General features: G+C 69.2%; 14 protein-coding genes. 1 reads left to right on the top strand and 13 read right to left on the bottom strand.

Translation table 11 applies throughout. The features are described 5' to 3' along the window. Positions 1–170: 170 nt before the first annotated feature. From lpdA to NBT67_RS11555, 7 genes are all read right to left on the bottom strand, one after another. The gene (gene lpdA, locus NBT67_RS11585; RefSeq protein ID WP_251341869.1) at positions 171–1595 is read right to left on the bottom strand and encodes a dihydrolipoyl dehydrogenase; all 1425 of its coding nucleotides are present in this window, start codon (positions 1593–1595) and stop codon (positions 171–173) included. A gap of 57 nt (positions 1596–1652) precedes the next feature. Next, the gene (locus NBT67_RS11580; RefSeq protein WP_305881846.1) at positions 1653–2906 is read right to left on the bottom strand and encodes a serine hydroxymethyltransferase; all 1254 of its coding nucleotides are present in this window, start codon (positions 2904–2906) and stop codon (positions 1653–1655) included. A gap of 93 nt (positions 2907–2999) precedes the next feature. Continuing rightward, positions 3000–4460 carry an aminomethyl-transferring glycine dehydrogenase subunit GcvPB gene (gene gcvPB / locus NBT67_RS11575; RefSeq protein WP_251341868.1) on the bottom strand — a complete coding sequence of 487 codons (1461 nt, stop codon included), beginning with the start codon at positions 4458–4460 and terminating at the stop codon, positions 3000–3002. Then, positions 4457–5785: an aminomethyl-transferring glycine dehydrogenase subunit GcvPA gene (gene gcvPA / locus NBT67_RS11570; protein ID WP_251341867.1), complete on the bottom strand. Its 1329-nt coding sequence runs from the start codon at positions 5783–5785 to the stop codon at positions 4457–4459. The genes gcvPB and gcvPA overlap by 4 nt, the downstream gene beginning before the upstream one ends. A gap of 72 nt (positions 5786–5857) precedes the next feature. After that, entirely contained in the window at positions 5858–7027 is a 1170-nt protein-coding gene (locus tag NBT67_RS11565) for an iron-containing alcohol dehydrogenase family protein (RefSeq protein ID WP_251341866.1), read from the bottom strand. Positions 7028–7215: 188 nt separating this feature from the next. Then, entirely contained in the window at positions 7216–8679 is a 1464-nt protein-coding gene (locus NBT67_RS11560; protein WP_251341865.1) for a M81 family metallopeptidase, read from the bottom strand. Continuing rightward, positions 8676–10130: an aldehyde dehydrogenase family protein gene (locus NBT67_RS11555; RefSeq protein ID WP_251341864.1), complete on the bottom strand. Its 1455-nt coding sequence runs from the start codon at positions 10128–10130 to the stop codon at positions 8676–8678. The genes NBT67_RS11560 and NBT67_RS11555 overlap by 4 nt, the downstream gene beginning before the upstream one ends. Positions 10131–10306: 176 nt before the next feature. Between NBT67_RS11555 and NBT67_RS11550 the strand changes: the two genes are divergently transcribed. Beyond that, on the top strand, positions 10307–11635 hold the full coding sequence (locus tag NBT67_RS11550) for a glutamine synthetase family protein (protein ID WP_251341863.1): 1329 nt from the start codon (positions 10307–10309) through the stop codon (positions 11633–11635). Here NBT67_RS11550 and NBT67_RS11545 read toward each other — a convergent pair. The 6 genes from NBT67_RS11545 to ilvA form a co-directional block, all read right to left on the bottom strand. Next, positions 11632–12324: a helix-turn-helix domain-containing protein gene (locus tag NBT67_RS11545; protein WP_251341862.1), complete on the bottom strand. Its 693-nt coding sequence runs from the start codon at positions 12322–12324 to the stop codon at positions 11632–11634. The genes NBT67_RS11550 and NBT67_RS11545 overlap by 4 nt on opposite strands. A 67-nt stretch (positions 12325–12391) precedes the next feature. Then, the gene (locus NBT67_RS11540; protein ID WP_251341861.1) at positions 12392–13201 is read right to left on the bottom strand and encodes an ABC transporter permease; all 810 of its coding nucleotides are present in this window, start codon (positions 13199–13201) and stop codon (positions 12392–12394) included. Continuing rightward, positions 13198–14133, bottom strand: coding sequence for an ABC transporter permease (locus tag NBT67_RS11535; protein WP_251341860.1), 936 nt, complete (start codon positions 14131–14133; stop codon positions 13198–13200). Before NBT67_RS11535 ends, NBT67_RS11540 begins: the two co-directional genes overlap by 4 nt. Continuing rightward, positions 14133–15194 carry an ABC transporter ATP-binding protein gene (locus NBT67_RS11530; RefSeq protein ID WP_251341859.1) on the bottom strand — a complete coding sequence of 354 codons (1062 nt, stop codon included), beginning with the start codon at positions 15192–15194 and terminating at the stop codon, positions 14133–14135. The genes NBT67_RS11535 and NBT67_RS11530 overlap by 1 nt, the downstream gene beginning before the upstream one ends. A 24-nt stretch (positions 15195–15218) precedes the next feature. Further along, entirely contained in the window at positions 15219–16451 is a 1233-nt protein-coding gene (locus NBT67_RS11525) for an ABC transporter substrate-binding protein (RefSeq protein WP_251341858.1), read from the bottom strand. A gap of 255 nt (positions 16452–16706) precedes the next feature. Beyond that, a complete protein-coding gene (ilvA, locus tag NBT67_RS11520) occupies positions 16707–17930 on the bottom strand; it encodes a threonine ammonia-lyase (protein ID WP_251341857.1) in 1224 nt (407 codons plus the stop codon). Between the last annotated feature and the right edge of the window lie 16 nt (positions 17931–17946).

Here is a 17946-nt window from a genome sequence, read left to right as displayed (position 1 = left end):
TCGTCGAACGTGTTCGATTTCGGGGACGCCGACGCCACTCCCCGGGATAGTGACAGAGTCCGTATGTGTGGTCTGTCGGGGGCTCGACCGGCCGCGCGTAACGACTACCGGTTGAACGAATCGGGCGACCACACCGCCCGGGTTCCCGGTTCGATCGCCGGCCGTAACGACTACCGGTTCAGGGTGTGGATCGCCTGCCCGAGGGCGTTCTCGACGGCCTCCATCGTCGCCTCCGAGAGCGTCGGGTGGGTGTGGATCGTCGACGCCACGTCCTCGAGGCGGGCGCCCATCTCGATCGCGAGGGTCGGCTCCGCGATCAGTTCCGACGCCTCGGGGCCGACGATCTGTGCCCCCAGCAGGAAGCCGTCCTCGCTGGCGACCACGCGGACGAACCCCTCGGTCTCCCCGGTCGTCAGCGCCCGGCCGCTGGCGTTGAAGGGCATCTCGCCGGTCACCGGGTCGTACCCCTCCGCCGCCGCCTCGTCGGCGGTCAGCCCGACCGTCGCGATCTCGGGGTCGGTGAACACCGCCGCTGGAATCGCCTGCGCGTCGAACGCCGCCGGTTCGCCCGCGATGGCCTCCGCGGCGACGATCCCCTCCGCCGAGGCGGCGTGTGCGAGCATCGGGTCGCCCGCCACGTCGCCGACGGCGTAGATGCCGTCCACCGCGGTCTCGCAGCGCTCGTCGGTCTCGAAGAAGCCGTCGTCGTTCGGCTCCAGTCCCGCCGCCTCCGCGTCGAGGGAGTCCGTCACCGGTTCGCGCCCCACGGCGACGAGCACCCGGTCGGCGCCGTAGGTGGACTCCTCGCCGTCCTCGGTTTCGGTGGTCACGACGATCCCCCCGTCGGCGGCGTCGCGCCACCCGCTCGCCCCCTCGCCGAACTCGAAGTCGACGCCCAACGACTCCGCGCGCGTTCGCACCACGCGCGCCACGTCCGCCTCGTACCCCGGGAGGACGTCGTCGAGCATCTCCACGACGGTCACGTCGCTCCCGAGTTTGGCGAACACCGTCGACAGCTCCATGCCGATGTAGCCAGCGCCGACGACGACCAGCCGATCCGGGACCGTCGAGAGCGAGAGCAGGTCGGCCGAGTCCAGGACGGGGTCGTCGTCGAACGAAAAGCCCGGCAACTGGATCGGTCGGCTCCCCGTCGAGACGATGCAGTCCTCGAAGGCGACGGTTTCGGCGCCCTGCCCCTCGCCGTCGTGTTCGACGCGAACCGTCCCCTCGTCGACGAACTTGGCGGTTCCCTCCAGCAGGGTCACCCCGTTCGCCTTGCAGAGCTTCTCGACGCCGCCCGTGAGGCGGTCGACCACGCCCTCCTTCCACTCCAGCATCCCCTCGAGGTCGACGGCGGGGTCGGCGTGGATCCCCATCTCCTCGGCCGTCGCCGCCTCGTGAGCGACGTCCGTCGCCGTGATGTAGGCCTTCGAGGGGATGCAGCCCCGGTTGAGGCAGACGCCGCCGTAGGCGTCGCGTTCCACCAGCGTGACGTCCAGGTCGCGCTGGGCGGCGCGGATGGCGGCGACGTAGCCGCCCGGCCCCGCGCCGATGACCAGTACCTCGGTTCCGGTAGTGACGTCTCCGACGACCATCGTCGATAGGACTCGGGGCGCCCCCGAATATAAAGACCGGCGGGGATCGACGGGCGCTTATTCGTAGACGGGGAACTCGGCACAGAGGCGGTCGACCTCGTCCCGCACCGCGTCCGCCACGGCCGGGTCGTCTGGGCCGTTCAGGCGCTCGACGATCAGTTCGCCGACCGTCTCCATCGCCGCCTCGTCGAAGCCGCGGGTGGTGAGCGCCGGCGTGCCGATCCGGATCCCGCTGGTGACGAAGGGCGACCGCGTCTCGCCGGGGACGGTGTTCTTGTTGACCGTGATCCCCACGTCGTCGAGGGCGTCTTCGGCTTCCTCGCCCGTGAGGTCCGGGTGGGAGTCCCGCAGGTCCAACAGGAGCAGGTGCTTGTCCGTGCCGCCGGAGACGGGGGTGATCCCCGCGTCCGCGAACACGGCAGCGAGCGTCTTCGCGTTCGCGACCACCTGCTCGGCGTAGTCGGTGAACTCGGGGTCGAGCGCCTCGCCGAACCCCACCGCCTTGCCCGCGATGTTGTGCATCAGGGGGCCGCCCTGCCCGCCGGGGAAGATGGCCTTGTCCACCGCCTCGGCGTGCTCGTCGGTCGTCATGATCATGCCGCCGCGGCCGGCGCGGATCGTCTTGTGCGTGCTGCCGGTGACGAAGTCGGCGTCGCCGACGGGGTTGACGTGGACGCCCGCCGCCACCAGCCCCGTGACGTGGGCGATGTCGGCGAGGTGGTGGGCACCCACCTCCGCGGCGATTTCCGAGAGCCGCTCGAAGTCGAACTCGCGGGGGTAGGCCGAGGAGCCGCTGACGATCACGTCGGGGTCGAACTCGGCGGCCTGCTGGGCCACCGCGTCGTAGTCGATGTATCCCGTCTCGGGGTCGACGCCGTACTGTTCGACGTCGTAGAGCTGTCCGGAGAAGTTGACGTGGTGGCCGTGGCTCAGGTGTCCCCCGTGGTTCAGGTCGAGCGAGAGGATCCGGTCGCCGGGCTCCAGGGTCGCGAAGTAGACGCCCATGTTCGCCTGCGTCCCGCTGTGGGGCTGGACGTTGACGTGGTCGGCGCCGAACAGCTCCTTCGCCCGCTCGATGGCGAGGTTCTCGACGGTGTCCATGTGCTGACAGCCGCCGTAGTACCGCTCCCCGGGGTAGCCCTCGGCGTACTTGTTCGTCATGACGCTGCCCTGGGCCTCCATGACCGCCTCGGAGACGTGGTTCTCCGAGGCGATCATCTCGAGGTTGTGCTCCTGGCGGCGCTCCTCGCCCGCGATGGCCTCGGCGACCGCCGGGTCGGTCTCCCGCAGGTGCGAATGGCTCGAAGTCACGCTTCGGTCCACGCGCAACACCCAGTTAAGTAGCGGGGTCAGGACCAAAACCTGCTTAAGTCGTCGGGAACGGAACGGGCCGGAGCGGTCGGCCTACAGGTCGTGCCACGACAGCCGCGGACTCCGAGCGGCCGCCGCCTGATCGATCCGCCGTGCCGTCGTCTCGGACGGCGTCTCCGACAGGGCCTCGGGATCCATCCCCGCGACGGCGTTGAACGCCGCCGCGAGGTCGTCGAGGGTCGCCTTCGACTCCGTCTCCGTCGGCTCCGTCATCAGCGCCTCGTCGACGATTTCGGGCCACTTCGTCGTCGGCGGGTGGACGCCGTGATCCAGCATCGCCTTCGCCACGTCCGCCGCGTCCTCGTCCGCGCTCGCGACGAACTCGTGGTGGAAGGGGCCGTAGGGCACCTCGTACTCGATCCGCGAGGCGAGGTAGTTGGCGTTCAACACGGCCGTCTCGCTGACCCGCTCCAGCCCCTCGTCGCCGTGGCGCAGGATGTAGGCGTAGGCCTTCACCAGCACCAGCCAGTTGCCCACGAACTCGTGGACCCGGCCGATGCTGTGGTCGGGTTCGTACGTCTCGTAGCCGCCCTCGGTCTCCCTGACCTGCGGGGTCGGGAGGAAGGGCGCGAGGTCCGCGCCGACGCCGATGGGTCCCTGTCCCGGGCCGCCGCCGCCGTGGGGTGTCGCGAACGTCTTGTGCAGGTTGAAGTGCATGATGTCGAAGCCCATGTCGCCCGGCCGGGCCTTCCCGAGCAGGGAGTTGAGGTTGGCGCCGTCGTAGTAGAGCAGTCCACCCGCGTCGTGGACGATCTCGGCGATGGCCTCGATGTCACGCTCGAACAGGCCGAGCGTGTTGGGGTTCGTGAGCATCAGGAGCGCGGTGTCCTCGCCGGCGGCCGCCGCCAGGGCGTCGACCTCGACGCGGCCGTCCTCGTTCGAGGGGAGTTCCACCACGTCGTAGCCGGCCATGGCCGCGCTCGCGAAGTTGGTGCCGTGGGCCGACTCGGGGACGATCACCTCGCTTCGCGACCCCTCGCCCTGCCGCTCGTGGTAGGCCTTCGCCACCTGGATGCCCGTGAACTCGCCGGCGGCGCCCGCCGGCGGCTGGAGCGTCACCGCGTCCATCCCACCGATGGACGCGAGCGTCTCCTGCAGTTCGTACAGCAGGTGCAGGATCCCCTGCTTGTCGTCGTCCGCCCGGAGGGGGTGGACCCGGTTGCCCGGGTGGGCCGCCACGTCCTCCGTGAACGAGGGGTTGTACTTCATCGTACACGACCCCAGCGGGATGGGACCGGAGTCGATGCCGTAGTTCATCTGCGAGAGCCGGGTGTAGTGACGCGCCACCTCGGGCTCGGCGAGGTCGGGCAGTTCCAGTTCCTCCCGAGTCAGGTCGTCCGGCAGCGACGACTCCACCGTCACCGTCTCGCTGCTCTTCTCGCTCAACAGGGGTTCGTACCGGTCGCCCGCGTACCACCGCGCCTGCTGGTGGGGGGCGTCGGTCTCCGCCCCGGTCGACTCCGCCGCCGCCCGCTCGTGGCCTTCCTGGCTCATGCGCCACCTCCGTACCCCGCGAGCGCGTCGATCAGGTCGTTGACCCGGTCGCGGTTGGTGTCGGTCACACAGACCGCCAGCCGCTCCCGGCCGGCGTCCTCGACGGTTCGGAGCGCCAGCCCCGCGTGCCGGCAGTGGTCGACCACGTCGGCCGCCGGGGCCGCCGTGTCGACCAGCGCCTCGCGGAAGTGGTGGCCGTCGTAGACGGGGGCGTCGAAGCCGTCGAGGTCGTCGATCCGCTCGCAGGCCTCCGCGATGCCGGTCACGCAGTCCTCGGCGAGGTCGACCAGCCCGCTGGGGCCGAGCCACGCCGCGTGAATGGCCGCCCGGAGCGCCAGCCACGCCTGGTTGGTGCAGATGTTCGAGGTGGCCCGCTCCCGGCGGATGTGCTGTTCGCGGGTCTGCAGGGTCAGCGTGTACGCCCGGTTGCCGGCGTCGTCCTCGCCGGCGCCGACGAGGCGGCCGGGCACCTGCCGGAGGAACTCCTCGCGGCAGGCAAAGAGCCCGAGCCCCATCCCGTAGGTCGTCGGCAGGCCGAGGACGCCCGCGTCGCCGACGACCACGTCCGCCCCGTAGGCGGCCGGCGGTTCGAGCAGCGAGAGCGCGACGGCGTCCGAGCCGACACAGAACAGCGCGCCGTGGTCGTCGGCGAGGTCGCCGACGGCGTCGAGGTCCGGTTCGACGACGCCCCGCGCGTTCGGCGTCGCGGCGTAGACCATGGACACGTCCTCGTCGAGGCAGTCGGCGAGCCCCTCGACGTCGACCGTGCCCTCGCTCGTCGGGTAGGACTCGACGCCGATGTCCGGCCCGTCGGTGTAGTTGTCGAGGACGGCGCGCACCCGGTCGGGCAGGTCCTCGGGGACAAGCACCCGGTCGCCGTCGGTCGCGCGCACCCGGTCCGCGAGCAGGACCGCCTCGCCAAGCGCCGTCGCGCGGTCGTACATCGAGCAGTTGGCGACGCCGAGCCCCGTCAGCTCGACGACGAGCGACTGGAACTCGAACAGCGCTTGGAGAAAGCCCTGCGTGACCTCCGGCTGGTACTGCGTGTAACTCGTCAGGAACTCCGAGCGAAGCGAGAGGTGATCGACCACCGAGGGGACGTAGTGGTCGTAGTGGCCGCCGCCGAGGAACTCGGTCAGGTCGGCCGACTCGTCGAGGATCCCCTCGACGGTCGCTCGCGTCTCCCGCTCCGAGTGTGCCGCGATCCCGTAGTCGCCGTCGAACCGGACGGAATCGGGGATGTCGAACAGGTCGTCGGGGTCCGATACCCCGACCGCGTCGAGCATCGCCGACCGTTCCGCCCCGGAGTGAGTCACGTACGGCATGTCATTCGTCCTCGGGACGCTCGACGTATATATTCGGCGTTGTGAGGCATTCTCCTGGGTCTATCATGTGGGTCACCTCGCGGTTTCGAACGCGCCGTCGAACGCGCGTTCGAGGATGCCCGCCAGGTCGTCCGCGTCGGTCGTTCGGGGGTTTCCCGTGAGGCTGCCGTCCCGGGTCGCCTGCTCCGCGAGTCGCGGGATGGCCTCCCGCTCGGCCGCCGTCTCGGCGAGCGTCTCCGGGATGCGCACGTCCGCCGAGAGACGCCGCACCGCGCGCACCGCCTTCCGACCCTCCGTCCGCGCCGGCTTCGACTCGTCGACGTCCTCGCCGAGGGCCGCCGCCACGGTCACCATCTTCTCGGGCACCTGCGGGAGGTTGTACTCCATCACGTACGGCAGGAGGACGGCGTTCGCGAGGCCGTGGGGCACGCCGAAGGCGCCGCCGACCTGGTGGGAGAGGGCGTGGACGGCGCCCAGCCCCGCGCCGTTGAACGCCATACCCGCCTGCGAACTCGCCTTCGCCATCTTCGACAGCGCCTCCCGGTCGCCGCCGCGGTACTCCACGGCCCGGGGGAGGTACGACCCCACCTTCTCCATGGCGTCGCGGGCCAGCGCCGACGTCCCGCTCTGGGCCCTGATCGACACGTACGCCTCGATTGCGTGGGTCAACACGTCCATCCCGGTCGCCGCCTTCACCGGCGCCGGCGCGCTCGCGGTCAGTTCCGGATCGACCAGCGCGAGGTCCGCGAGCAGGTTCACGTCGCCGATCTCCTCCTTGATCGACGTCTCAGAGTCCTTCACGATGGTCCAGTGACCGACCTCGCTGCCCGTGCCCGCCGTCGTGGGGACGAAGACGGTCGGCGGCGTCGGGTTCGGCACGTTGCCGCTCCCCTCGAAGTCGAGGATGTGCCCGTCGTTGGTGGCGAGGATGCTCGCCGCCTTCGCGGTGTCGATGGAGGACCCGCCGCCGACGCCCAGCATCAGGTCCGCGTCCGCCGCATCGTACGCGTCGGCGGCCTCGTGGACCACCACGTCCGTCGGATCGGGCCGGACGCCGTCGAAGACGTGGTAGTCGCGTCCCGACGCCTCGACCGCGTCGAGCAACGGGTCGAGCACCCCCGCCGAACGGACCCCCTCGTCCGTGACGATCAGGGGTGTCTCGGCGCCGAACTCGTCGAGATACGTTCCGATCTCCTCCGCCGTGCCCCACCCGAAGAGCATCCGGTTCGGGACGTTCCACATATGCTGAGTCGTTGTCATACTATCTGCATCCTGTGTCGTCGGCCGGCCGCCCTGCGGTCGCGTCGCTCCGCGACCGGGTGGCGCCGTTCGCCGTCCGCGGCGTCGACCGTCGTGTGTGTCATACGTTCCCGCTTCCGCGCATGTCCGTTGTGTCCCACATCGACGGGCAGTTAAGTCCCCGCTCCCGGCTACGCGTCGTCGTCCAGCGGATAGATGGGTCGAGGCACGTGTTCGTACGCGAACCCCGAGAGGTCCGGGCTGCACAGCCCCGGCGTCGCCACCTCCCGGATCCCGCCGACAAGCGGTTCGAAGGCCGCCCGGTAGTGGACCGTACTCTTGAGGACGAGCACCCGCTCCCGTTCGGGCGTGATCCCCTGACTCCGGAACGCCTCCGGATCGTACGGCTGCTGGCGGTGCGAGCCGACCAGCACGTCGACGCCGTCGACTTCGAGGAGGGCCGTCCGCCCGAACGAGACTTCGAGCCCGGTCGACATCGGCCCCCGGTTGCGGTAGGTGCCGTCCGAGAGCAGGCGCACCCGCCCCGTCACGTCCAGGGGGTCGCCGTTCGCCTCGGTGTGGCCGCCGAGCGACACCGACACCTCCTCGCCGACGCCCGCCGCGGCCGCCGCCTCGACGGCCGCGGGGTCGTACATCGTCGCCAGGGCCGCGTCCTCGACGCCCGCCTCCAGCAGGGCTTCGAGCAACACGGTCCCGTCCTGTGCGCTCCCGCCGCCGGGGTTGTCCGAGATGTCCGCCAGCAGGAGGGGGTCGTCCCCGTCCCACGCGGCCGCCTCCGCGGCCGCGTCCCCGACGCTCGTGTAGTCGCGGTCGAACGCCCCGCGGCGGTCGTACGCCTCGTCGGCGACGTCGCGGCAGGCCGCCCGCACCGCCTCGGCGCGCTCCCGGTCGGCGACGCCGACGACCGAGAAGCCGGCGTGGTCCACGTCGGCGTAGGCGAAGCCGCCGAAGACCGACACGTCCTCCTCCTCGGCGTCGGCGGCCGCCGCCAGCAGCGACCGCATCGGCTCCGCCGCCGTGCGGAGTTCCGGCAGGGGCGGCAGGAGCGGCGCCCGCTCGACCACCACCTCCGGATCCAGGTCGCCGTCCAGCGTCGCCGCCATCGCCCGCGCCGCCCGCTCCCCCGTGTCGCCGATGTCGACGTGGGGGTAGGTCCGGTAGCCGAAGAGGCCGTCCGCGTGGTCGGCCATCCGATCGGAGACGTTCGCGTGCAGGTCCAGCGACGCCATCACGGGCACGTCGTCGCCGACCGCCCGGCTGACGCGTTCGAGGACGTAGCCGTCGCCGTCACGCGCGGCCTCGCTCACCATCGCGCCGTGGAGCGCCAGCAACACGCCGTCCGGGTTCGACTCCTCGATCCCCGTCAGCACCGCCTCCAGCAGCGTCGACCGGGCGTCCGCGGTGACCGTCCCGCCGGGCGTCGCGTCCGCGGCGACGGTCGGCACGACGTCCCAGCCCTCGTCGTCGGCGACCCGGAGGAACCCCCCGACCGCGGTGTTCGTGCCCGTCAGGTCCGCGATCACGTCCTCGCCGTAGTGCAGCGACGCGTCCGCGAACTCCGCCATCCCCGTCGGCAGCGACGAGAACGTGTTCGTCTCGTGTTCGATCTGCCCGATCAGGACCGTGTGGCTCACCGGAAGGGGTCCTCCATCCCGTCGTGTTCGATCACGACGCTGTCGACGGTCGTGAACGCCTCGGCCCCCTCCAGGCCCCCCTCGCGGCCGATGCCGCTCTCCTTGTTGCCGCCCCACGGGCTCTGCGGCATCGAGACGGGGAAGGTGTTGATGGCGACGAGGCCGTGGTCCAGCCGGTCGGCGACCCGGGTGGCGTCCATCGACTCCGACCAGACCGCGGCCGCGAGGCCGAACGGCGAGTCGTTGGCCACCTCGACGGCTTCGGCCGTCGAGGAGACGGTGACGAAACTCAACACGGGACCGAATATCTCCTCGCGCGCGACGGTCATGTCGGGCGTCACGTCGTCGAAGACGGTCGGCTCGACGAAGTGACCGTCCGCGAGCGCCGGGTCGTCGGGCGTCCCGCCGCCGGTCAGGAGGGTCGCCCCCTCCGCGACCGCCGAGTCGACGTAGCCGAGGACGTCCGCCTTCGCGTCCGCCGAGACGACCGGCCCCACGTCCGTGTCGGGGTCGGTGCCCGCCCCCAGCGTGATGCGCTCGGTCTTCTCGACGACCTTCGAGACGAGTTCGTCGTGGACGTCCTCGTGGACGAGACACCGCGAGGTGGCGACGCAGTTCTGGCCGGCGTTCGAGAAGATGCCGGCGACGACGCCCCGGGCGGCGTTCTCCACGTCCGCGTCCGCGAGGACGATGGCCGGCGCCTTCCCGCCCAGTTCCACGTCCACGGGCGTGACGTTCTCCGCGGCGGCTTCGAGGACACCCTTGCCGACGCCCGTCGACCCGGTGAACGTGATGGCGTCCACGTCCCCGTTGCCGGCGAGTTCCGCGCCCACCTCGCTCCCGGGTCCGGGGACGACGTTGACGACGCCGTCCGGCGTCGCCTCGGCCATGACCTCGCCGACCCACATCGTCGACAGGGGCGCCAGGCTCGGCGGCTTGACGACCAGCGTGTTGCCCGTCGCCAGCGCGCTCGCGAACCCGCGGGTGCCGAGCAGCAGGGGGTAGTTCCACGGCACGACGTGGGCGGTGACGCCGTAGGGACGACGCCGGGTGTAGTTGAGGCGGTTCGGCGCCGTCGGTACCGTGTCGCCCCGAACCTTGTCGGCCGCGCCCGCGTAGAAGCGGAACTGGCCGACCGTCTCCGCCACCTCGCCCTCGGCCGTTCCGAGCGGCTTGCCCGCCTCCGCCGCCAGCAGGCGGGCCAGCGATTCCGACGCCGCCTCGATCCGATCCGCGACCGATCGGAGCGTCGCCTCGCGCTCGCCCGGCGCCGTCCGTTCCCACGCCGTCGCCGCCGCGTCGGCCGCCTCGACGGCCGCCCGCGCGTCGGCCGCGTCGCCGCTCGCTACCTCGCCGACCGTCCCGCCCGTCGCCGGGTTCTCGACGGTCAGCGTCGTCGCCGCCGGCCGTCGCTCCCCGTCGATCAGCAGGTCGTACTCGTGGCTGTCCATGCGGCGACTCCCCCGTCTCCCGGCCTAAGCGTTGTCCACCGAATGTGCGGTCCTTTATCCGTGTCGCCCCCCGCGGCCGGCCGTCACCACCCCTCGCGGCCCACGCCGCATATAATACATCGCAAGTCGCCGGGTGAATCGCTTTGGGGCGGTAGCGTCCTCGGTATCATATCACAATGATCCCTGCCGAGTACGAGCGGGTTCGACTGATCTGGACGGACCTGAACGGCGTCGCGCGCGGCATCTCGCTGTCGCCCGACGAGTTCGACGCGGCCGTCGAGGAGGGCGTCGGCTTCGCCAACGGCGTCGCCGAGTTGACGCTCGAACCGGGGCTGCTCGACGACCCGCGCTACGGGGCCGAGGCCGGCGACATGATGGCCGTCGCCGACCCCGACACGCTCCGGGAGGTGTCGTGGGCCGACGACACCGCCGCCGTCTTCACCGACCTGACGAACGTCGACGGCACGCCCTTCGACCTCTGTTCGCGCGGCGCGCTCCGGCGCGTCGTCGACGACCTGCGGGCCGAGGGGTTCGTCCCCCTCGCCGGCGTCGAGGCCGAGTTCTCGACGCTCGTCCCCGACGGCGACGGGGGCTGGGAGCCCTCGAACACCCGCTGTTCCTACGACATGGACGCCCTCGATCAGGCCGCCGACGTCACCCGCGAGTGGGAGGACGCGATGGAGACGGCCGGGGCGTCGGTGCTCGGCATCCACCAGGAGTCCCAGCCCGGGCAGTTCGAGGTGAACGTCGAGTACGACGACGCCCTCACGACGGCGGACTCCCTCGTGTTCTTCCGGCACGCCGCCAAGGCCATCGCCCGCGACCGCGGGATGAAGGCCTCCTTCATGCCGCGCCCCTACTCCGGCGAGGACGCCAACGGCCTCCACTTTCACCTCTCGCTCTGGGATACCGAGCTAGAGGAGAACCGCTTCGCCAGCCCGACGGGCGACCTGCAGTTCCCGGCCGGCAAGCACCCCGACGACGAGTCGGGGCTCTCCGACACCGCGCGGCACTTCATCGGCGGCCTCCTCGACCACATGCAGGGGTTGACCGCCGTCTGCGCGCCGACGGTCAACTCCTACCGGCGGCTCCTGCCGGGCATCTGGGCGCCCGTCAACGTCGCGTGGGGCCCGGACAACCGCTCGACGGTGCTGCGGGTGCCGCCGGAACTCGGCCCCGCGACCCGGGTCGAACACCGGGTCCCCGACTCCGCCTGTAACCCCTACCTCGGCCTCGCGGCGACGCTCGCGGCCGGCCTCGACGGGATCCGCAACGAGACCGACCCCGGCGAGCCGACGCTCGAAAACGCCTACGAGGAGGCGTACGACAGCCTCCCCCGGACCCTGTGGGCCGCGCTGGCGGAACTCGAAGCCGACGACGTCCTCGTCTCCGCGCTCGGCGAACCGCTGGTCGAGGAGTTCCTGAAGCTCAAGCGCGACGAGTTCGACCGCTACATGGACGCGGTCACCGACTGGGAGCGCGAGGAGTACCGCGACGAGTTCTAGCCGTCCAGCATCGACCCCACGGCTTCGAGGATCTTCGCCTCCGACCGCCGGAGGTGTTCGCCGACCGTCGACGTGTTCGCGTCGTCCATCTCGGCCAGTTCCTCGATGTTGCAGCCCCGCGGCGACTCGTAGTACCCCTCGTCGATGGCCCGCGAGAGCACCTCCATCTGCCGCGGGGAGAGGTCCTGTACCGCCTGTTTGATCTCCGTCAGCCCCGTGAGCAGGCGGCCGAGGTTCGGCTGGCGGAGAGCGTCCACCTCCACCGAGCCGATGTCGCGGAGTTCCTCGTGGGTCCGGCTCACCTCCGCGTGCGTCGAGGCGAGGACGCTCCAGTGTTCCCGGCCGTTCGACACCGTCGCCGGGATGGTCGGGAAGCAGTTGTTCCGCAGGAGGACGTTCAACACCGGCTCCGTGTCGGTGCGGTAGTCGCCCTCGAGGCTGATGAACGCCGTCTGGCGGGCGTCGTGGTAACTGACCAGCTGGGCGGTCGTCATGACCTCGTGGGAGCCGAGCCACGTCACCAGCTCCTCGACCCGCGCTTCGGGCACGTTCGTCGCCTCGATCATCGTGATGCTCGTCCCAGTCAGGCGATACGAGTAGATGATCGTCGCGGCGACGTCGGGGAACTCCTCGTGGACCGTCTCGGTCCAACAGCCGTCGTGTCTGATTCGGAACGTGTACTCGAGCATCGATCCTCCTGTCGCTCCACTCATTTGGGTACCCACATATTTACGGGTTCCGTAGCGCGTGGCGTCGCTACCCGCTCGACTCCTCGCGGAACTCGATCACGAACGCGACGACGACGAGCAGGATCGAGACGTAGAAGATCAGCGACGCGACGGCGGGCACGACGGGCGTGAACCCCTGCGTCATCCGTCCGTGGATCCAGGTGGTGATCGTGCTCTGTGCGCCCGAGAGATAGGAGACGATGTAGTAGTTGTTCCACGACAGCACGAACGCGAAGATGGCGCCGGAGACGACGCCGTCCCAGATCAGCGGGAGCGTCACCTTCCGGTACATGGTGAGCGTGTCCGCGCCGAGGTCGCGTGCCGCCTCCTCGACGTTCGGATCGACGCCGAGGGCGGTGATCGACACCACGAACATCACGATGGGCGAGATCCAGACGAGTTCGCCGATGATCGACGGGACGATGCCGTAGCCCAGGCCGATCACGCTCGTCCACATCGACATCCCCAGTCCCAGCAGGATCAGGGGGAAGAAGATGGGCAGCAGGGCGAGCAGCTTGAACCGCTCCTGGTACGGGAACTCGTAGCGCGTGTACGCGATGGCGCCGCCGGTGCCGATGATCGTGCTGAGGATCGTCACCGGGACCGAGATGCGCACCGTGTTCATGAACGCCGAGCGGATGCTCCCCGACTGGAGGGCCGCCCGGTACCACTCCACGGAGAACTCGTAGTCGACGATGGAGAAAAAGCGCCCGTCGTAGAAGGAGGCGATCACGAGCGAGAACAGCGGCGTCAGGAAGAAGAGCGCGACCAGCGCCACGTAGCCGTACCACACGCCGGCGCCGAGGCGGTCGGTCAGGCTCCGGGACTCGACGCTCATGCGTCACCCCGCGAGGCGATCTCCCGCAGGTCGATCGTCCGGAGGATGATGACCCCGGCGATGAGCGTGATGATGAGCAGGCCGACGGCCTGTGCGGAGCCGAGCGGCCAGTTCTGGCTGTACCCGAACGAGTAGTTGATGTTGCTCGCCATGGTGAAGATGGAGCCGCCGCCGAGGATCTGTGCCTCCACGTCCGCGCCCAGGCTCAGGATGAACACGAACAGCGAGCCGATGATGACGCCCGGCTTGCTCAGGGGTAGGACGATCCGCCGGAAGAGCGTCAGGCGGCCGGCGCCGAGGTCGCGGGCGGCCGCGATCGTCTCGTCGTCGATGGAGAGCAGCGACAGGTAGATCGGGAAGAGCATGAACGGCATGTAGACGTACGTCGTCCCGAGGATGATCGTCCACCGCTGGTACATCATCGTCGGGTAACTGGACACGCCGAACAGGCTCACGATGCTGTCGAGGACGCCGTTGCTGACGAGAAAGAGCGCCCACCCGAACACGCGGATGTTGACGCTGGTGAACAGCGGGATGATCAGGACGAGCAGGAAGACGGTCTTGTACCGCTCGATCTTCCGGGCCAGCGCGTACGCCGCCGGGTAGGAGAACACGAGCGTCACGCCCGTGGTCACCGCGCTGACGGCCGCGGTATTGACGAGGACGTCGCCGTAGACGCCCTCGCCGCTGACCATGCCGCCGACGATCTCGGCGTAATGTTCGAACGTCCACACCGCGGGATTCAGCGAGATGGAGTTGTCCGGCTGCACCGAGAAGACGACGATGGCCAGCAGCGGCCCGACGAACATGACCAGCAGCAGGATCGACAGCGGGAGCAGGAGCACGTACGGCGGGCGCAGGAGCGTCAGGAGCGGGTTGTCACTCCGCGTGGCCGCCCCGACTCGGCTCCGGAGGGTCTCTATCGTGGACATCATTCGGGTACCAGGATCGACTTCTCGGCCTCCCACTGGAGGTACGCCGTGTCGCCGACGGCGACGTCGGCCGCCTCGAAGCGGTCGTAGTCCACCTCGGCGACGTACCCCTCGTCGGTGTCCGTCGAGGAGCACTCGACGAGGACGGTGTTGCCCCGCACGAGGAGGTTGTCGACCTCGACCTCGGCGCCGGCCGCGCGGTCGAGCGTCGACTCCACCACGCAGTCGTCGTAGCGGACGACCAGATACTCGGGGGTGTCGTCGACGTGGGTCGGGACGGTGACCGTCCCCTCGAAGGCGTCGCTGGAGACGGTCGCGGTCGCGCCGTCGTGGTCGACGACCTCGACCCCGAAGACGTTCGCGTCGCCCATGAACTCCGCGATGAACTTGTTGTTCGGCTCGCGGTAGATCTCCTCGGGCGGCCCGGTCTGGATCAGGTCTCCCTCGTCGATGACGAACAGCTGGTCGCTCATCACCAGCGCCGCCTCGAGCGAGTGGGTGACGTAGATGAACGTCATGTCCAACTCGACGTTGAGGTCGGCCAGTTCGCGCTGGAGCTGCTTCTGGAGCACGTAGTCGAGCGACGCCAGCGGCTCGTCGAGCAGGAGGATGTCCGGGTCGTACGCCAGCGACCGCGCGAGCGCGACGCGCTGGCGCTGGCCGCCCGAGAGCTCCGAGACCTGCTTGTCCGCCTGCACCGACGGATCGAGACGCACCTGTTCGAGCAGGTCCTCAACCTGCCCGTCGACCGTCTCGCCCCTGGTTTCGATCGGGAACTCGATGTTCTCCCGGACGGTCATGTGGGGGAAGAGCGCCCACGACTGGAACACGAGGCTCGTGGGGCGCTCCTGCGGTTTCGTGTCGGTGATGTCCGCGCCGTCGAGCGTGATTCGGCCGCCGCTCGGCGTCAGGTGCCCCGCGAGCATGTGCAGTAGCGTGCTCTTGCCGCTGCCGGACGGCCCGACGATGGTCGCGAACTCGCCGGTCTCGATCTCGAGATCGACGTCGTCGACGGCGACGAGCGAGCCATACTCCTTGCGTAGATCGGTTGCCTGTAACATTGATGTTCGCCGCGTCCCGCAGCCTCAGATCCTGCTTTTCGCCTGCCGCCAGATCGGCTCGAACTTCTCCAGATCCGGAATGCCCGTGTAGAACACCGAGCGGTCGATGATGTCGCGCACCTCGTCGACCCGAAGCACCCGCCGCTGTCGGTCGTTGTAGTTCTCCCAGGCCGTCTGGTGGGGGACGACGTTCGTCCCGCCGGAGGTGGGCCACGAGAGCTTCAGCGCGTTCTCGCCGCGCTGCATGTACGCCAGATAGTTGTCCGAGACGGTCGGCTGGTCGCCCTTGACGAAGGCCGTCGTCTCGACCCAGATGACGCTTCCCTCCTCGGGGACGACCGCCTCGAACTGCATGTTGCCGCCGCGGCGGAGGGTGCCGTTGATCCAGTTGCCCGAGATGAAGCCGATGTCGATCTCGCCGGACTTCATCGCCTGGTTCATCGACGCGAAGTCGGGGAGGAGCGTCTTCGCGTTGTCGAACAGTTCGAACGTCGCCTGCTTGACCTGTTCGACCTCCGCCTCGGTGTGCTCCTTGAACGGGTCGATGCCCTCCCGCAGCATGATGATCTGGATGCCCCAGAACATCAGGTCGTAGACGCCCACCTCGAATTCGTCGGACCACGCCGCGTCGTAGCTACTGTAGGCGTCCTCCGGAACCTCGTCCGTGTTCACGACGAAGGAGGCCCACCCGAACCGCTGGGGGGCGCCGTACATCGTGCCGTCGATGTCGAACGAGTAGTCGTCCTCGTTGACGAAGGCGTACTTGTACCCGTTCTCCTTCTTGAACAGGTCGATGTACTGGTCGAAGGTGTAGGGCTTCCACTCCTCGTAGTCGATGGGGCGGATCAGTTCCGCCTCCGCCAGGCGCGGAATCCACGCCATGTCGAAGGTGGCCTGGTGGAACTGCTGCCACTCGCCGGACTCCAGCCGGTTGAACGCCTTCGGGTTCGACGTGAACAGGTCCAGTTGGGTCTGACAGTCGAACTGCTCCCGAAACGGGTCCTGGACGTTCGACGCGTCGTACCCCGTCCACGTGAGGTGGTTGATGGTCTCGCCCGTCTCGTCCTCCTCGCTGGGTTCGTAGAGGGCGCCGTCCGGTTCGGCCGGAACCGTCGCCAGCTCCTGTGTCCGCCAGCTGTTCCCCTCGCTACCGCCACCGCCGCCACCGCCGAGACAGCCGGCCGCTCCGGCCATCCCCGCTCCGACGGTCGCTGCCTGCAGGTATCGTCGCCGAGTGAGCTCGTGATCTTGTGTCATACTCTGGTTGGTCGTGGGCGGGCGCGGCGCGTCGCCGCGGGTTCGTCACCGCCTCACGTCACGGTACAGACTGCAAGAGTGTCACACATCACCATTGCGCCGGCTACGTACGGTTGTTTAAGTACGCCTTCCTCAACGATTGGAATTTGCTATTTGTGGGCAAATTCTGGACGAACGTAGTGTATTCACGCATATATATTCTCGATGTCGGGATGCTTCGCCCTCTTCGATCCCGAACGTTCCGTTCTCCCCGGCTCAGTTCACGCGCTCGACCTCGTAGCCCGCGTCCTCGATCGCGCTCACCACGTTCTCGGCGTGGCCCTCGCCGCTCGTGACCACCTGGAAGACGAGGTAGGCGTCGCCCACCTCCAGGTCCCCGACCGCCCGGTCGTGACGCACCGTCCGGATGTTCGCCCCCTTCTCGCCGATGATGCTCGAGATGCGGCCCATCTCGCCGGGCTGGTCGCGGATGCGGATCCGCAGGCGGAGCAGTTGACTGCGGTCGGTCAGGGCGTGGGTCAACACCGTCTGGAGCATCGACATGTCGATGTTGCCGCCACAGAGCAGGGGGACGACCGTCTCCCCCTCGACGTCCACCTCGTCGCTCAACAGCGCCGCCACCGAGGCGGCGCCCGCCCCCTCGATCAACTGCTTGGCGCGCTCCAGCACCACGAGGATGCTCCGCGCGATTTCGTCGTCGCTCACCGTCACCACCTCGTCGACGTGCTCCTCGATCAGGCCGAGGGTCAGTTCCGAGATGCTCCCCGTGGCGATGCCGTCCGCGATGGTCTTCGGCGACTCCTCGTCGATCGGGATCCCCTTCTTGAGGCTGTCGGGCACCGTCGCCGCCAGATCCGCCTGCACCCCGATCACCCGCACGTCGTCGTCCAGTGCCTTCAGTGCCGTGCTGATCCCGCCGATCAGGCCGCCGCCGCCGATGGGAACGATCACGGTATCGACGTCCGGCACCTGCTCGTAGATCTCCAGCCCCAGCGTCCCCTGTCCGGCGACGATGGCAGGGTCGTCGTACGCGTGGACGAACAGGTAGCCCGGCTCCTCGGCCGTCGCCTGCGCGTAGGACATCGCCTCCCCGAAGGTGGCGCCGTGGAGTTCCACCGTCGCCCCGTAACTCCGGGTCGCGTCCACCTTCGCCTGCGGCGCGTTCTCCGGCATGACGATGGTCGACTCCATCCCCACCGTCGTCGCCGCCAGCGCCACCCCCTGTGCGTGGTTGCCGGCGCTCGCCGCGATGACGTGCTCGTCGCTTCCCTTCTCGGCCTCCCCTTTCAGCTTGTTGTACGCGCCGCGGGTCTTGAACGACCCCGTCCGCTGGAGGTGTTCCATCTTCAGGTTCACGTCGGCGCCCGACATCTCGGAGAGCGAGCGGTTCGTCTCGATGGGCGTCCGTCTCACGATGGCGGGGTCGTCGAACCGCTCCCGCGCGGCCTCGATGTCCGCGAGCGTGACTGTCTCTGTCATGAACAACCACTCACGG

Origin of the sequence: Haloplanus sp. GDY1, from assembly GCF_023703775.1 — an archaeon.
In the GTDB taxonomy this organism is placed as follows: Archaea; Halobacteriota; Halobacteria; order Halobacteriales; family Haloferacaceae; genus Haloplanus; species Haloplanus halophilus.
This window is presented reverse-complemented; position numbering and strand designations above follow the sequence as displayed.

Coding starts and splice junctions, on each gene's coding strand:
- gcvPB (WP_251341868.1), bottom strand. CDS start 4,460: ATGAGCCAGGAAGGCCACGAGCGGGCGGCGGCGGAGTCGACCGGGGCG.
- ilvA (WP_251341857.1), bottom strand. CDS start 17,930: ATGACAGAGACAGTCACGCTCGCGGACATCGAGGCCGCGCGGGAGCGG.
- NBT67_RS11545 (WP_251341862.1), bottom strand. CDS start 12,324: ATGCTCGAGTACACGTTCCGAATCAGACACGACGGCTGTTGGACCGAG.
- gcvPA (WP_251341867.1), bottom strand. CDS start 5,785: ATGCCGTACGTGACTCACTCCGGGGCGGAACGGTCGGCGATGCTCGAC.
- NBT67_RS11540 (WP_251341861.1), bottom strand. CDS start 13,201: ATGAGCGTCGAGTCCCGGAGCCTGACCGACCGCCTCGGCGCCGGCGTG.
- NBT67_RS11550 (WP_251341863.1), top strand. CDS start 10,307: ATGATCCCTGCCGAGTACGAGCGGGTTCGACTGATCTGGACGGACCTG.
- NBT67_RS11555 (WP_251341864.1), bottom strand. CDS start 10,130: ATGGACAGCCACGAGTACGACCTGCTGATCGACGGGGAGCGACGGCCG.
- lpdA (WP_251341869.1), bottom strand. CDS start 1,595: ATGGTCGTCGGAGACGTCACTACCGGAACCGAGGTACTGGTCATCGGC.
- NBT67_RS11530 (WP_251341859.1), bottom strand. CDS start 15,194: ATGTTACAGGCAACCGATCTACGCAAGGAGTATGGCTCGCTCGTCGCC.
- NBT67_RS11525 (WP_251341858.1), bottom strand. CDS start 16,451: ATGACACAAGATCACGAGCTCACTCGGCGACGATACCTGCAGGCAGCG.
- NBT67_RS11565 (WP_251341866.1), bottom strand. CDS start 7,027: ATGTGGAACGTCCCGAACCGGATGCTCTTCGGGTGGGGCACGGCGGAG.
- NBT67_RS11535 (WP_251341860.1), bottom strand. CDS start 14,133: ATGTCCACGATAGAGACCCTCCGGAGCCGAGTCGGGGCGGCCACGCGG.